We start from the raw sequence: 14,245 nt of genomic DNA, 5'->3' as shown, positions 1-14,245 counted from the left end.
GGTTCCAGGTGGTGGTGCCCCACAGCGTGGTGCGGGTGCGCCAGGCGATGGCGCCGGTGTCGTCGACCAGTTCGGTGGGGGTGCCGACCAGGTCGGTGACGATGGCGAAGAACCGGGCGTCGATCTGGGCCTGGGTGGCGGTGTCGGTCAGCCGTTCGGTCTGGGCGACCGGGGTGAAGCCGGTGTGGTCCCAGGTGAGGGTGACCGGGTGGGGGAGGTCGGGGGTGGTGGTGGTCTGTTCGATGAGGACCGGGCCGTCCCAGGTGAAGTCGACCTGTTCGGCGACCTCGCCGGTGGTGGTGAGGCGTTGCTTGGCGGTGCGGCGGCCCAGTGGGTCGTAGCGGTAGCGCCAGACGGTGCCGTCCGGAGTGGTGACCGAGACCAGGCGGTCCTCGGCGTCCCAGGTGTAGCGCCAGGTGTCGGGTTTGCGGGACAGCCGGGTCTTCTGGCGCAGGATGGTGCGGCCGGCGGCGTCGTACTCGTAGCGGATCCGGCCCGCCTGGGTGAGGCGGGTGCCGGTGTAGGTGCGCTCGCCGGTGGCGTCGGCGGCGGCATGGGTGGTGGGCCAGGCGGCGGTGGTCTGGTTGCCGGCCGCATCGTAGGCGTAGGTCTCGGTCCAGTTCTGGGCGCGGACGGTGGTGACTCGGCCGGCCGCGTCCAGGTCGAAGGTGCGGGTGCCGTTCAGCAGGTCGTCGACGCCGGTGAGGTAGCCGTCCGGGCGGTAGTGGTAGGTGCGCTGCTGGATGGGTGTGGCGGCGTCCGGGCCGGTGAGGGTCTGGCCGGTCAGCCGTCCGGCCGGGTCCCACACCTGGGCCAGGGTGACCTCGCCGATGCGGCGGGTGGTTTCGCGGCCGGCGGCGTCGTGGGTGAAGTCCAGCGTGCGCCCGCAGGTGGTGAGGGTGGTGCGGTTGCCCGCCGCGTCATACGCGTACGTGGTGGCTGCGCCGGTTGGGGTGACGCGGCGGGTGCGCCGTCCCAGGACGTCGTAGGAGAAGGACAGCGCGCGGCCGTTGACCAGTTCGGTCTTGATCCGGCCCAGTCGGTCGCGGTGGTAGATCAGTTCCGCGTCGGGGCTCGCTATGCGGATCGGGCGGCCGGCGAGGTCGCGTTCGTACGTGGTGACGGCGCCGTCGGCGTCCTTGCGGACCAGGTGCCCCAGCTCGTCGTAGGCGTAGGCGATGGTCTGGCCGAGCGGGGTGGTGCGGGCGGTCAGTTGTCCGGCCGGGTCGTGGGTGTAGGTGACGGTGCGGTCGTCGAAGTCTGTTTCGGATATCAGACGGCCGGCCGGATCGTACTCGTAACTCCAGGTCAGGCCCTGGGGGTTGATGACCTGAATCAGGCGTAGTTCGGTGTCGTGCTCGAAGGTGTAGCGCACCCCGTCCGGGCCGGTTTTCGCGGCGAGCAGGTCGAAGTGGGTGTACTCGAACGTGGTGACGCCGCCGTTCGCGTCGGTGTGGCGGACGCAGTTGCCCTCCCCGTCGTACTCCCACCGCTCCTCGGCACCGTCGGGGTTCACACGGCGGGCCAGTTTGCCCTCCACCGTCCACTCCAGGCGCGTGACTGTCCCCAGGGGGTCGGTGATCGTGGTCGGGCGGCCGAAGGCGTCGCGGGTGTAGCGGGTGACGGCTCCGAGAGGGTCGGTGATCTCGACGGGCAGGCCCGCGGCGTCGCAGCGTACGGAGGTGGTCTCGCCCAGGGCGTTGGTGACCGTGGCCAGGTGGCCGCGGGTGTCGTAGGCGTAATGCGTGGTGTGGCCCGCCGGGTCGGTGGTGGCGGTGCGGTTGCCGTGCTCGTCGTAGGTGTGCCGCCACACCGCCCCGTCCGCCCCACGGATCTCCACCGGCAGCCCGAGGTCGTTGCGGGTGACGGTGATCTCCCGCCTATCCGGGCGGGTCGCGGAGGCGAGGCGGCCGAAGGCGTCGTAGGTGAAGCGGGTGGTGCGGCCCAGCGGGTCGGTGACCTCCAGCGGACGCCCGTGGTCGTCGTGCCGTGTGCGGGTGGTGTGGCCCAGCGGGTCGGTGGTGGCCACCGCGCGGTAGTGGTTGTCGATCAGGTGGCGGGTGGCGTGCCCGGTGGCGGTGGTCAACGTGGTGACCTTGTAGCCGGTGGCCGGGTCGATGTCGTCGTAGGTGATGCGGACCTGCATGTGGCCCTCGGTGCCGCCCTCGGCGATGCACCGGTGCAGGTTGTCGTAGACGTAGTCGTAGCGCCGCTCGTTGGAGTCGATCCAGGCGATGACCCGGGCCTCGTCGTCGTACTCGAACCGCAGCGGACGACCGCAGGAGTCGGCCACCTCGGTGAGGTGGCCGTCGGTGTAGCCGTACCGCTTGACCACCTGATCGCCCAGCGACAGGGCGGTGACCCGGCCGTCGGCGACGGTGAAGCGCAGGATGTAGCCGCCGCTGTGCTCGATCCGCACCGGGGCGCCGGTGGCCTCGTCGTAGACGAAGTCGATCTGGTGCCCGGCCCGGTCGGTGATCTGCTCCAGCAGGGCGATCCCGTTCACTCCGTCGGTGGGCACACCGAAGTGCCGCACCCAGCCGGTCTCCGGGTCGGTGAGGGTGTAACCGCCGTCCGGGGTTCTCTCCAGCGACATCCGCGCAGATCCGGCCGAGGGCAGGGTCGGCACTCCCGGTGCGGGGTGGGGGTAGGCCAGCAGCCGCCCGTCCTCGGCGACGAACACCACACCCTCGGCGTCGACCTCCAGCCGCTGGTCCACCGTCGAGGTCCACGACCGGCCGAACCAGCGCCCGGCGGTGTAGCCGGACTCCACATACCGGGTGAAGACCAGTGGCAGGGCGCCGGGCAGGGAGAGGTCCGTCTGCGGCAGGAACATCTTCCCCGTGGCCAGATCCACCGGGTCGGTGCCGCCGTGTTCCTTGTTCTTCGGCTCGTTGCCGTGCTGGTCCGCGCCGTCTTTGTTGATGGTGTTGCGGCCGGGCCCGTCGGACACGTTCCCGGCCCGGTTGGCGTCCTTGGCCAAGTCCGCGGCCTCGCTCGCCACCCGGACGCCCCTGACACCCGCCCCGGCGCCGCCGGTCGCGACGGTCAACAGCGCGTCGGGCAGCAGCCGGCCCAGCCCCTCGGCCGGGTCCTTCATGAACTGGTCGAGCATCTGCTTGCCCGCACCCCACGGGTCGTTGGCGACCCGGACCAGCCCGGCGACCGTGTTGTTCAGATTCAGGGCGTACTCGGCCGGGTGGGTGAGGTTGTACGGGTCGGTGGGGTTGATGCCGCGGGCGAAGGTGAGCAGCTCGGCGGTGCCCTTGATGAGACCGCCGCCGACATGGGTCTGCATGACCTGCAACTCGCTCAGCCCGTCCGAGAGTTGCCGGGCATACGACGGCTTGGCCGGGGCCGTGTCCCGAGCCGCCCGCACCGCCTTGCGGGCGGTCTCGGCCGCGGTGTTGCGCTGCTTGCGGGCCTCGGCCAAGATCTCCTGGGCCTCCTCCATCAGCGCCTTGCCCGGGTCGGTGAACTTGCCGGGCTTCGGCGGCAGGGAGGACGGATCGCGCTGGTCCGCCGGCTGTGCGTTGTACTTGTCGACGGCGCTGTTGTAGGCGTCGACCTCCGCCTTGTGGGCATCCAGCGCTTCCTCGGATGCCTTGGTGCCCTCCTTCCACTTGTCGATGGCGGTCTGCGCCCGACCCTGCGCCCACTCCACGGTCGAGGCGAACGACTCCAGCGCCTTGGCCGCCTTCTCGCACGCGTCAGCGGCCTTGTACCACTTGGGCGGTTCGATGGACACCGTCTCGCGGAAGGCGTCCGCCGCCTGCCCCTTGAGCGAGTCGGAGTCCAGGCCTTCCAGGCCCTTGCCGACGTTGTCGAACGCCTTTTTGAAGTCGTTCAGATGGGAAGCGGTCCCGCGTATCTTCGACGGGCTGCCGTGGACGAGTTTGGTCTTGTCCTCGGTCTGCCCGAGGTCCATCTCGTCGACTTGAGCGCCCATCCGGTTGGCCAGGGAACGGGACTGCTCGCGCACCCAGTCGGCGCCCGACTCCCAGCCGACGTCGTCGAGCCGGTCCGCGGTCCAGTCCCCGACGTCCTCGGCCCGGTCACCGAGCCACTCGGTGCCCTTCTCGATCGCCTTCCCCACGCCGTCCGGGGTGAGGTCCCTGACCAGATCGCCGAAGCCCACCGCTTACTCCCCCTCCGTGCCCTGCTGTTCGCGGGCCCGTTCTTCCGGCGGCGGCCCGAGCGCGTCGTCCACCGCCCGGTCGAAACTCTTCTGGTCGACGCCGAGGAGGTTGTTCATGAACTCCGCTTGCCGACCGCCGTTCCCCTCGGTCACCAGCGCGCGGCCGGTGTCCTTCCACGTCTGCGTGATCTCTTCCCCGGCCTGTTGGAAGGACTTCGCGCTGTAGTCCGGGCTCAGGTAGTCCGGGGTGAAGAGCTCGTCCCAGCCCTGTTTGACGATCTCCTCTTCGGAGGCGTACGGATTGCCGAGGCCGGCGTTCACCAGGACCTTGAAGCTGCCCTCGACGTAACGGTCTTCCTCCCAGATCAGTCCGGCGGCCAGCCCCAGCTTCGCCGCGATCGTGTTCGCGTCCTGGACGAGGGCCCGCACCCCCCACTCCCAGCGATCGCAGAAGTCCTCGAAGTCGACCGACAGACCGTGGTGTCCGGCCTCCATCCCGGTCATCGCCAGTTGTGAGAACCCCTTGCCCAGCACCGCTCCGGTGCCGTCGCCGACATCCCGCAGCTCACCGATCGCGTCCCGCAATCCCTGGGTGATCCTCCGGACGCTCTCCTTGTCGACGCTCAGGTCGCCGGTGCCGCCGTCGCCCATCAGCTCTGCCTCCCCCGTGCTTCGCCGGCGTCCACCGCCACCGCGTCCGGAACGATGCCCTTCACCGGCGGGAACAGCATCGAGCCGTCCTCGTCCGCCGCGTTCACCGCCACACCCCCGGGGCCGTCCATGGACGGGATGACGGCATCGGTCAGCCGCGCCCCGAGCAGCGACACGTACTCCCACTCCTGGTCGGGCGGGGCATCGCGCGTCCGGACGAAGCGGGCCAGCGCCGCCTCGTCGGTGAACGCGTGAATCCACCGCACCCCACCGAACACGGCGGTCAGCAACCCGCCGTCCACCAACGGCACCAGCAGCGGCGTACGGCGGAACTCACCCACCAACGCCCCGGGATTCCCACGCCCTTGGCGCATCGCGGCTATCTCGTCGACGAGTTCCATCCCGTCCCCCCGGTGTCGTCCGACAGCTCGTCCGCGTGACGTCATCCAAGATTACGGTCGGGCACCGACAGACCGCACGGCGTTGTGACGCCACTGTGACGAACGCCGGTTGTGCTCACACGACCGAGGCCGAACGGTGGTGGTTGCCGGGACCTGGAAGGGGGGGAGGGCAATTCGATTGCCCACTGCTCTCGTTGTCTTCCTGCCTCTGGTCGGGAAAGGTACCAAGGGGCCTTGGCGACGCTTCGGCGGCACGGCCCTCTGTTCGAGCCGGCAGGGAGGGGCGAGTGATGACGGCGATGGGGACGGGTCGCGGAACGGCCGGGATGCCGCCGCCTGTGCCGGTCTATGCCCGGCCTGCCCGCCGCTCCCCTGCCTGGACGCGGTTCACGGGCGCGTTGCTGGTCGTGCTGTCCCTGATTTCCGCGCTGACGTGTCGCTACGTGTTCGCCACGTGGCTGCCGTCCGACGTCGAGCGGTATCGGGACTACCTGGCGGCCGAGCCGTGCCCCGCCCACACGACGGCGGCGGAGCGGGAGGACTGCCTGCGTGCGGTGCCCTTCACCGTCGTGGACACGGAGGTCAAGAGCGCGGGGAAGTCCAGCAAGTACGAGGCGACCTTGCACGGCGCGCCCTTCTGGAACGGGACGGTGGCATTCGGTAATCCGGGACCACTGCTCGAACAGCTTCGGCCGGGTGACCGGGTGACCGGCACCGTCTGGCGGGGCGACATCGTGGTGGTCGGCAAGGGAAGCGTTCGGCAGAGCACCTCGGAGGAACCGCGCGACGAGCCCCAGATGGCGGCTGCCATCGGCACGTTCACGGGAATGCTGGCGGTCCTGGGTCTGGGATTCGGCGTGAGGCGGTTGGCCGGGTCCCATGGCCGCGATCCCTTCACCTGGCGCACGCTCGGCAAACCGCTGTTCATCACCATGGTGGTCGTCTGCGCTGTCGTGGGATTCACCGCCCTGCGGCTCGACTCCCCGTGGTGGGTCGTGCCCGCCATCTCCGTACCTGCCGTCTCCGTGCCGGCCATGGCGTACGCGGCCTGGCTGTTCTACCGATACCGCCGGCACCGGTGGCCGGCGGCGCGCTCATAGCGGTGGAGTCGGCGGTCGCGCGTCCGGATCGGACTGTGCCACGGGGAGGAAGTTGTCCCACACTCCACGGGTGATCGTGTTGCAGCCCGTCCTCGAGATCCACGCTCCCGACGACTTCGCCTTCTGGTCGGTGGCCGAGACCGAGCCGTACGATTTCATGCCGCTCAGCGGCGCGCTGACCCCCGCCGAGATCGGTTTGGCGGTCATGCGCATCGTCGAATGCAACGACGCCGAACCGGAATCCGACGGCCCCCCGGCACGACCTACCGACCCACTTGGCGCCTTCCTACACGGACTGCTCACGACGGACGACCTCTTCGCGCCCGGAGGTCTGCGCGTCACCGACACCGCCACCGGCGCCACCCTGCTGCCGGGCTGCTGCAACGGACTCGAAGAACGTGGTGACTGGCATCGAATCCTCGACGGCGACGACCGGGCCTCCTTCGGCCACGACCCTTCCCCGCTCGCCGAACGGATCGGCGACACGGTCCGCCTGACGGTGGACGCCGGTCGGGACGACAGCCCCGTGATCGAGGTGCCCGCCGGTGAACTGCGGCGCCTGCTCGCCGGAGCCGAGCGCGACCTGGCCGACTTCCTCGGGACGGCCGCCGCCTGGGCCGCCCGGAACCTGCCCGACCACGCCCGCCGGGTCACGGTCGCCCTCGCCCGTGCCCTGGTGCTGCCCGTGCCGCCGGAGGCTTCCGGGTGACGGGGTGTCGGCTTGCTCGTCACACCTCGTGCGAGCGGCCGATGACCTCCGTCGGCGCATGCCCGGTGGGAGAGGACGGTGAAGCGTTCGACCGCTGGAGGAGCACCTCCGCCCAGACGGTCTTGGTGAACGCGTCGCGCACCTCGCATCCCCAGCGCCGTGCGTACACCGCGACGAGGAGCAGCCCCCGCCCCGATACCGCGTCGGGCGGCACCGGCCCGGTGGCGGGGTGGCGGGGGAGACGTTCCGGGCGGGTGTCCGTCACCTCGATCCGCACGACGCCGGGCTCGGACGGCGGGAGGAGCAGCGTCAGCCGGAAGTTCCGACCGGGGAGGCTGCCGTGGGCGACGGCGTTGGCCGCCAACTCGTCCGTGACGAGGGCGACGGCGTGCGCGGTGTCGCAGACGTGCGGGAGGCCGGTCCACTCGGTGAACTGTTGGACGGCGAATCGACGCGCCAGCCGGATGCCCCGTGCGGTGCTGCTGAGACGGACGGCGAAGTGCGCGACGTGGGCGAGCCGTTCGGTGGCGGAGGTCTGCGGTTCCATGCCGCAACCGTGTCGTTGTGCGGAGGGAAAAGACCAGGTCGGACGGCCGTACGTGGCGCGAAACGCGCTCCTTGTACGGGGTTGTACGGACCGTGCCTGTGACCTGGGCGGTGTCGTCGCGGTTCGTCATGAGGGTGCGCCGAAACGGACCAGGGGGAGCGAGATGGGCCGGAACAACGATCGCGTGAAGTCCGCCGGGAACGGCAGCGGCAACCTTCCCAGAAGGTGAAGCACCTACGGCAGACTCGTCCGCCTCTTCCGGGGACGGGCGGGCCTGACCCAGTAGTCGCCGGCGGACGTGATCGGCTGCTCCATCGAGCAGGTGGCCTCGGTGGAGCAGCCACAGCGGATCGGACGGCGGTGACTGCGTGGAGGTGGCCGCCGACCGCGACGCCGTGTGTACGTACGGGACTCCAAGGCCGCGGGCGACGGGCCGGTGCTGCGGGTTGGCCGGGACGAGTGGGCCGCGTTCGTGGCGCTCGTGAAGCGGTACCGAACCCGCTCCCGTGCTGCCCCGGTCCGGATGCCATCCGGACCGGGGCAGCACGGGCGGGTGGGGTTACTCCGTGTCCGGCTCATCTCCGGAACTCCCGGGGACATCACCGGACGCCTCGGCCTCCTCCGGTTCGGTTCCGTCGTCCAGGACGATGTGGACGGTACGGCGGCCGTCACCGGGTTTGGCCTCGGACAGCCGCTCCCGGATGCGGTCGTAGAACCTGACGGCCAGCGCCCAGTCCGCGTCCACCGTCGCGCTCGGTGCACCGCGGGTCTCCCACAGACTGATCAGGGCCGCGATGAGGGACGGTCCGGACAGGTGGGTCCGCACCCTTCCCCCTGCCAGGCTCTCGACCGAGTCCGGGACGCGGAAGCGCGGGTGCCGGGCGACCTGTACGAGCAGGAATTCCCAGGCGTCGCGGTGGCAGATCAGCTCCGCGCGCGACACCCCGGCGGCGGCCAGCAGCAGCTCCGCGTGCTCCATCAGTGGGTCTCGGGGCGTCTGACGGCCATGTTCCGGCCGCCGCTCGCCTCTGTCCCCGACCCCGTCCACGGCCGTGTGGGTGTCGGAGGGCCGAGGGCCGTTCCCTCCCGAGGGTGCCGCGGAGTGGTCAGCGCCGTAGGTGGGGGAGTGGTGTCGGAGAGCCCGCTCTGCGGCCTCCTTCACCCTTCTCACGCGCTCCTCGTCCGGCGCCTTCGTGGTCTCCCCGTGAAGACCCGCTCCGTCCGGGGATTCCGGGACACCGTTCTCAGTATCCCGCCGGTCGCCGTCCTGCCGCTGCTCCACGTACTGCTCCTGTCGGTGGTCGTCCTGTGTTTCGGGGGATTCGTTCGACGGGTCCGGCGGCGGATCCACCGCCGCCTCCCCTGTTTCGCTTCCGGCCGCGTCGGCTTCGAGGGGAACCGGAGTGGACGGTGGGTGCACCCCGGCCCGGCCACCGGTGACCTCCAGGCGCAGGTCCTTCAGATCGCCGAGCATTTTCTCCTGCCGTCGGCGCAGCTCCCGGTTCTCCTCCCGCAGGATCATGGTTCCGGTGGAGACCGCCTCCCGGAGTTTGTAGAGCTCCTGGTCCAACGGTTGCGGCGGCGGCTTGCCGGCCGCCTCGGTGAGTGCCGCACGGACCGCCGCGACTTCCCGGCCGATGTCGTCGAGCTTTCCGTCGCAGGCGCCGAGCTTCTCCTCGAAGCGCTGTTTCCACTCTTGCCCGAACCCCACGCAACCCCCTCGTCGCTTTGAGTGACGAGCGCATCCTTTCCTCGGTCGGAGCGGACGAAGCGGACGTTTTCCGGCCACGATCGGGGTATGCCGTCGATGCCTGCACCAAGAGCGTCGGCGGGCCGGGTGGTTGTGTTCCGAGACGCCCGATGGGGTGAGGGCTCGGACGAGAGTGCCATTTCCCTTTCCTCGATACCGCGTGCAGGAAAGCGAGGGAGCCGGACGAGGGCGCAGGGAAGTCGCTCCACTCCGGCCGGATTTGGGCTTCCCGATCGACGGGCGACGGGGCATGGGCGGGCAGGGGGCCTTGGGTTGGGGTGCGCGCCTTGCAACGGGGGCCTTGTACGGGCGTTGTACGGATTCCGGGCCGTGCCCAGGCCCTCGCAGGCCGCGTTGTGCATGACCCCGGCGGTGACGGACGACGGGAGCCGCCGGGGAGTGGACGGGCGGGTGCGTTCAGGGAGGGAAGGACGTGAGGGCGGTGCGGGACACGCGGAACGGTCGCGCGGTGCGGACGAAGGAGAAGGAGGAGAGCAGCGAACTGCCGGGTGTGTGGTCGGCCTACGGCAGGCTGCTTCAACACCTGCGCAAGCAGGCCGGATTGAGCCAGCAGCAACTCGGTGAGGCCATCGGCTACTCGCTGGAGCAGGTCGCCTCGGTCGAACAGGGACGGCGGCCGGCGAAGGCCGCGTTCACAGCGGCGGCGGACCGGGTGCTGGAGGCGCGGGGAGCCTTGGAAGTCCTCCAGGACGAGGTGGACCGAGCCAAACTACCCCGCTTCTTCCGCAACTTCGCGCTGCTGGAGGCAGAGGCGCTGAGCAGGTTCTCTTACGACCCTCTGCTGATCCCCGGACTGTTGCAGACTGAAGCCTACGCACAAGCGCTGCTCGAAGCTCATTTCCCTCCGCTGGACGAGGAGACCATCGAACAACGTGTAGCGGCCCGCCTTGCACGTCAGGCTCTGCTGACTCGCAAGAGCCCGCCCATGATCTTTGTGTTCATCGTGGAGGAAGGCGCGCTCCGACGAGTGGTTGGTAGCAACGCCGTGATGCGCGAGCAGTTGAACCACCTGCTGTCGTGTTGTCAGAGGCGGAACGTCGAGCTTCAGGTCATGCCGAACGCCGGGGGTGCCCATAGCGGACTCAACGGACCCATGGTGTTGCTGGAGTCGGTGGACCGTAGACAACATGTCTACGTCGAGGCGCAGGATGTTGTGACCGTCAGGTCAGAACGGGCCGAGGTCAGCGAGTTCTGGCTGCGGTATGGGATGCTGCGCACGCAGGCCCTCAACACCGAGGAGTCTTCGCGCCTCATCGAACGCATGGTAGGGGAGCTATGAGCACCGACCACTACGCCACTCAGCCCGCCGAACTGGCTTGGTTCAAGAGCAGCTACAGCGGAACGAGTGGTGGCGACTGCGTGGAGGTGGCCACCGACCTCGGCGCCGTATATGTACGAGACTCCAAGGACCTGGGTGACGGGCCAGTACTGCGAACCAGCCAGGAGCAGTGGGCCGCGTTCGTGGCCTTCGTAAGGTAAGGAGCTACAGCGTGGACGGGCTGCACTGGTTCAAGAGCAGCCACAGCGGATCGGGCGGCGGCGACTGCGTGGAGGTGGCCGTCGGCTCGGACGCCGTGTACGTGCGGGACTCCAAGGCCGCGGGCGACGGGCCGGTGCTGCGCATCGGCCGGGACGGGTGGGCGGCGTTCGTGGCGCTCGCGGCGGGATAGGGCCGAGCCGGGCCTCCGAGCAGCACAACGGACGTCGGGCTTCAGGGTGTTCGGTGCGGGGAGGTGTCGGCGCGCAGTGCCGCGCGCAGGGTCGGGTCGGCCAAGGCGGACGGGCCGCGCAGGGCCAGGACGGTGAGCAGGGCGTGGTCGCCGAGGCCGTCGTACGGGCCGGGGGCTCCGGAGACCTCGACGGTGGTGCCCCGAGCGGCCTCCGCGGCGGCGCGCAGCCGTGACTGCCCGGCGGGGGAGGCCCACGGGGCGCGCGGGCCCACCTCGAAGCGCACGATGGCCAGGCAGCTCACGGTCAACGCCGACGGCAGCGCGAACCAGGCGACCGCCGCGCCCAAGTCCGCCTCCTCCGGCAGGAGCAGCACCGCCACCACCGCCACGGCCACCACCACGACGGCCGCGAGCCGCGCCTGGCGGACGCCGGCGGCGACGGCCGTGCGGGTCGCGGACGGCACCGCCGGCCCGGCCGCGGCCAGTCGCTCGCCGAGCGCGCGCACGGCCTCCGCGGCGGCCACGGCGGCGCGGACCGCCGCAACCGGCGACTGACCTCCCGGTCCGATGGCGGTGACGACCGAACACTCGATGTCGTCACCGCCGCGCGGGTCGACGACGGTCGCCCAGCCGGTGTGGGCGAGCAGCAGACGGCGCCGGCGGGCCATGGACACCAGGGCGAGATCGGTGACCCGCTCGGGGCCGCCCGCGAGGAACGCCGTCTCGTACAGGGTCAGGACGCGGGTGGTGTCGGTGGACGGCGCGGGCGCGTCGGCGATCCGCACCACCCGGCACAACCGGACGATCGAGGCCAGCGCCACACCCCACGCGGCCAGGAGGAAGAGCACCCACATGGGTGGTTCTTATCCGGCCGTGTGTGTGAAGTGCCAAGGGGTGTTCGCCATCCGATACGGGAGGCGGCGTGGGGTTCGACGGGGTGCCCGCCGTCAGGTGCCTCCGCCGCAGCCGCCCCCACCGCCACAGCCGCCCCCGGAACCGCCTCCGCCGTCCGACGAGTCGCCCCAGCCGCATCCATGGCCGGAGCCGTGCCACGGGGAGCCGGAGCCGCCGTCCGGCGACCCGGGAGCGGAGGCGGCGGCCCCCGCCGCCCAGCGGAGTTCGTTCCGCAGGGCGAGTTCGTCCGCACCCGTCATCACCCTCGTCCCTCCGACGGCCACCGCACCCGCCGGGCCGTGCTTCCGCCACCGTGCGGAGTGCTCGCGCAGACAGGCGCGGCCCGCCGGGCCGGCCAGGCTCCTGTCGGGACGGAGGAAGCGGACGGCGACCGCCGTCAGGAGGGCCGACACCAGTGCGTACCCCGCCGGGGCTCGTGCCGTGTCGACACCGATCGCCGCCGACAGGACCACCGCGACGAGAACGGTGGCGCAGACGGCGAGGTGGGCGCGACAGGCACGGCGCCACCGTCGGTGGTCCTCCGGCCGGTACAGCAGACCGCGCCGCACGAGCGCGTCACCGTACGCCCGCACGGGCGCGGAACGAGCCAGTGCCGGGCGCAGCCGGCGCACCCGGAGCCCCTGGCCGGGGCCGCACAGGGTGAGCAACTCCCGCTCCACCGGGTTGTGCGCCTCGGCCCGCCTCACATACACCCGGGCGTGCTCGTCCAGGCCGACCCGGCCGTCGTGGTGCATCGCACGGATCACGGTGTCGGCCACCCGACCCGGACCGCCCGCCAGGAAGGCCACCTCGTACAGGTCCGGCGGTCGCCCGTCGGGTGGGCGCGGCAGCCGCCGGTGCGCCAGGAAGCGCCGGACGAGCAGATGGGCGAAGGAGGCGGTGAGGACCACGTTCAGGACGATCACGGACAGCGTGGGCAGGGACATGACCCCTCCGTTCCGTGACGCCTACGGCACGGCCCGCCGCAGGCGGTCCAGCCACCGCCGCAGCCGCAGGGCGAGTGGCGGCACCGGGCCGGAGCGCTCCCGGTGCCAGCGGCGCAGCCGCCGCCGCACGTCCTCGGGCAGGGGATCGGGCAGGGATGCGGACAGTGAGGCGTCCGAGCCCAGCAGGTGCTCGACGAAGAGCAGGGCGTCCAGCCGGTGGCCGCCGGTCAACGGACGGCCATGGGCGTAGGAGAGGAACGCGGGCCGGTAGCGCTCGCCCAGGATCTCCGGCAGCTCGGGGGCCACCTTGGCGACGACCGAAGCACGCTTGGCGGCCAGCGCGCGGGCCTGGACGCGCAGCCGCTCGCGGTCGAAGCCCTCGGGCGCGGGGGAGCCCGCGACCAGCGCGCCCAGCAGGGCGGCCTGGGCGTGGGCGAGTCGCCGCCGCGCCGCGTCGGTGTCGGCGCCGGCACGGGTACCGGTGCCGGGGCCGGTGTCGAGGTCAGACATGTGCCGCCTCCTCGACGACGGCCCGGATCGAGGCCAACTCCGCCGCCAGCTCTTCGGCAGGCGGGAAGGCGTCGTCGCGCTCCAGCAGCACGCCGGGCGGCGCGGTGCGCGCGCACAGCTCGGCCAGGACGGCGAGCACCGGCTCGGGCACCGGGTGGGCGTGGCTGTCGTGCCACACCCCGTCCCGCTCGACGCCGCCCGCCACGTGCACGTACGCCAGCGCGTCCAGCGGCAGGCCGTCCAGGACGGCCGCCGGGTCCTCGCCGCGGTTGACGTGGTTGGTGTGGAGGTTGGCGACGTCGATCAGCAGCCCGACGCCGGTGCGCTCCACCAGCTCGGTGAGGAACTCGGCCTCCGTCAGCTCCTCGTCGGGCCAGCGGACGATGGCCGCGACGTTCTCCAGCGCCAGCGGCACCGGCAGCGACTCCTGGGCGATGTGCACGTTCTCGCAGAGGACGTCCAGCGCGTCGCGGGTGCGGGGGACGGGCAGCAGGTGCCCGGCCTCCAGCGGCGGTGTGCCGGTCAGCGGCCCCCCGGCCCGGACGAAGGCGATGTGCTCGGTGACCAGCGGCGATCCCAGTGCCTCGGCCCGTTGTGCCAGCGCCGCCAGCCGCTCGGGGTCGGGCCGGTCCGCGCCCCCCAGGCCCAGCCCCACCCCGTGCGGCACCACGGTGACGCCCCGCTCGCGCAGCCGCGTCAACGCCGGCGGCAGGTGGCCCGGGCAGACGTTCTCCGCGACCACCTCGACCCACTCCACGCCCGGCAGCGCGTCGATCTCGGCGGCGATCTCCGGCCGCCAGCCGATTCCCGTACCCAGCCGCGTCACGGCCGCCCCCCTTCCGGCTCGCTCCCCCTGTGAAGGTTTTCTCCGAACGGGCGTGCGGCCAATCGCGGCCCGGCCGGTTCA

Annotated in this window: 12 protein-coding genes and 2 pseudogenes; 6 read left to right on the top strand and 8 right to left on the bottom strand. The window is 71.3% G+C overall.

Annotation, left to right across the window (positions count from 1 at the left end):
* The 3 genes from IF47_RS0123775 to IF47_RS0123765 form a co-directional block, all read right to left on the bottom strand.
* A partial coding sequence (locus tag IF47_RS0123775) for a putative T7SS-secreted protein (RefSeq protein ID WP_031511026.1) occupies window positions 1-4,138 on the bottom strand: 4,138 nt, incomplete at its 3' end.
* A gap of 3 nt (window positions 4,139-4,141) precedes the next feature.
* A complete protein-coding gene (locus IF47_RS0123770) occupies window positions 4,142-4,789 on the bottom strand; it encodes a hypothetical protein (RefSeq protein WP_031511024.1) in 648 nt (215 codons plus the stop codon).
* Entirely contained in the window at window positions 4,789-5,190 is a 402-nt protein-coding gene (locus tag IF47_RS0123765) for a hypothetical protein (RefSeq protein WP_031511023.1), read from the bottom strand. Before IF47_RS0123765 ends, IF47_RS0123770 begins: the two co-directional genes overlap by 1 nt.
* A 338-nt stretch (window positions 5,191-5,528) precedes the next feature.
* Between IF47_RS0123765 and IF47_RS0123760 the strand changes: the two genes are divergently transcribed.
* A complete protein-coding gene (locus IF47_RS0123760) occupies window positions 5,529-6,290 on the top strand; it encodes a hypothetical protein (protein ID WP_157840034.1) in 762 nt (253 codons plus the stop codon).
* Window positions 6,291-6,360: 70 nt separating this feature from the next.
* A complete protein-coding gene (locus tag IF47_RS0123755) occupies window positions 6,361-6,999 on the top strand; it encodes a hypothetical protein (RefSeq protein ID WP_031511021.1) in 639 nt (212 codons plus the stop codon).
* Window positions 7,000-7,018: 19 nt separating this feature from the next.
* Here IF47_RS0123755 and IF47_RS0123750 read toward each other — a convergent pair whose 3' ends face one another.
* Entirely contained in the window at window positions 7,019-7,546 is a 528-nt protein-coding gene (locus IF47_RS0123750; protein ID WP_051718170.1) for an ATP-binding protein, read from the bottom strand.
* A 397-nt stretch (window positions 7,547-7,943) separates the two neighbouring features.
* Here IF47_RS0123750 and IF47_RS32175 point away from each other — a divergent pair.
* A pseudogene (locus IF47_RS32175) lies at window positions 7,944-7,994 on the top strand (DUF397 domain-containing protein); the annotation flags it as partial.
* A 111-nt stretch (window positions 7,995-8,105) separates the two neighbouring features.
* Here the strand turns inward: IF47_RS32175 and IF47_RS31695 are convergent.
* Window positions 8,106-9,257, bottom strand: a complete 1,152-nt coding sequence (locus tag IF47_RS31695) for a hypothetical protein (RefSeq protein WP_051718169.1) — start codon at window positions 9,255-9,257, stop codon at window positions 8,106-8,108.
* A 508-nt stretch (window positions 9,258-9,765) separates the two neighbouring features.
* On the opposite strand from IF47_RS31695, the gene IF47_RS0123740 reads away from it, so the two are divergent.
* Genes IF47_RS0123740 through IF47_RS0123730 form a run of 3 tightly spaced genes read left to right on the top strand, consistent with a single transcriptional unit; the run spans window position 9,766 to window position 10,987 of the window.
* A complete protein-coding gene (locus IF47_RS0123740; protein ID WP_031511018.1) occupies window positions 9,766-10,596 on the top strand; it encodes a helix-turn-helix domain-containing protein in 831 nt (276 codons plus the stop codon).
* Window positions 10,593-10,796 (top strand): DUF397 domain-containing protein, encoded by a 204-nt coding sequence (locus tag IF47_RS0123735; protein ID WP_031511017.1) that lies wholly within the window; start codon window positions 10,593-10,595, stop codon window positions 10,794-10,796. Before IF47_RS0123740 ends, IF47_RS0123735 begins: the two co-directional genes overlap by 4 nt.
* Window positions 10,797-10,807: 11 nt before the next feature.
* On the top strand, window positions 10,808-10,987 hold the full coding sequence (locus tag IF47_RS0123730; protein ID WP_031511016.1) for a DUF397 domain-containing protein: 180 nt from the start codon (window positions 10,808-10,810) through the stop codon (window positions 10,985-10,987).
* Window positions 10,988-11,028: 41 nt separating this feature from the next.
* Here IF47_RS0123730 and IF47_RS0123725 read toward each other — a convergent pair whose 3' ends face one another.
* The 3 genes and pseudogenes from IF47_RS0123725 to IF47_RS31275 all read right to left on the bottom strand — a co-directional run bounded on the left by IF47_RS0123725 (window position 11,029) and on the right by IF47_RS31275 (window position 14,164).
* Window positions 11,029-11,841, bottom strand: a complete 813-nt coding sequence (locus IF47_RS0123725) for a TIGR04222 domain-containing membrane protein (protein ID WP_031511015.1) — start codon at window positions 11,839-11,841, stop codon at window positions 11,029-11,031.
* A gap of 93 nt (window positions 11,842-11,934) precedes the next feature.
* The gene (locus IF47_RS0123720; protein WP_031511014.1) at window positions 11,935-12,828 is read right to left on the bottom strand and encodes a TIGR04222 domain-containing membrane protein; all 894 of its coding nucleotides are present in this window, start codon (window positions 12,826-12,828) and stop codon (window positions 11,935-11,937) included.
* A gap of 21 nt (window positions 12,829-12,849) precedes the next feature.
* A pseudogene (locus tag IF47_RS31275) lies at window positions 12,850-14,164 on the bottom strand (MbnB/TglH/ChrH family RiPP precursor modification enzyme).
* Window positions 14,165-14,245: the final 81 nt, after the last annotated feature.

Origin of the sequence: Streptomyces megasporus (genome assembly GCF_000718985.1) — a bacterium.
Lineage (GTDB): Bacteria > Actinomycetota > Actinomycetes > Streptomycetales > Streptomycetaceae > Streptomyces > Streptomyces megasporus.
Note: the sequence above shows the minus strand (reverse complement) of the source record. Positions and strands in the feature narration are given on the sequence as shown.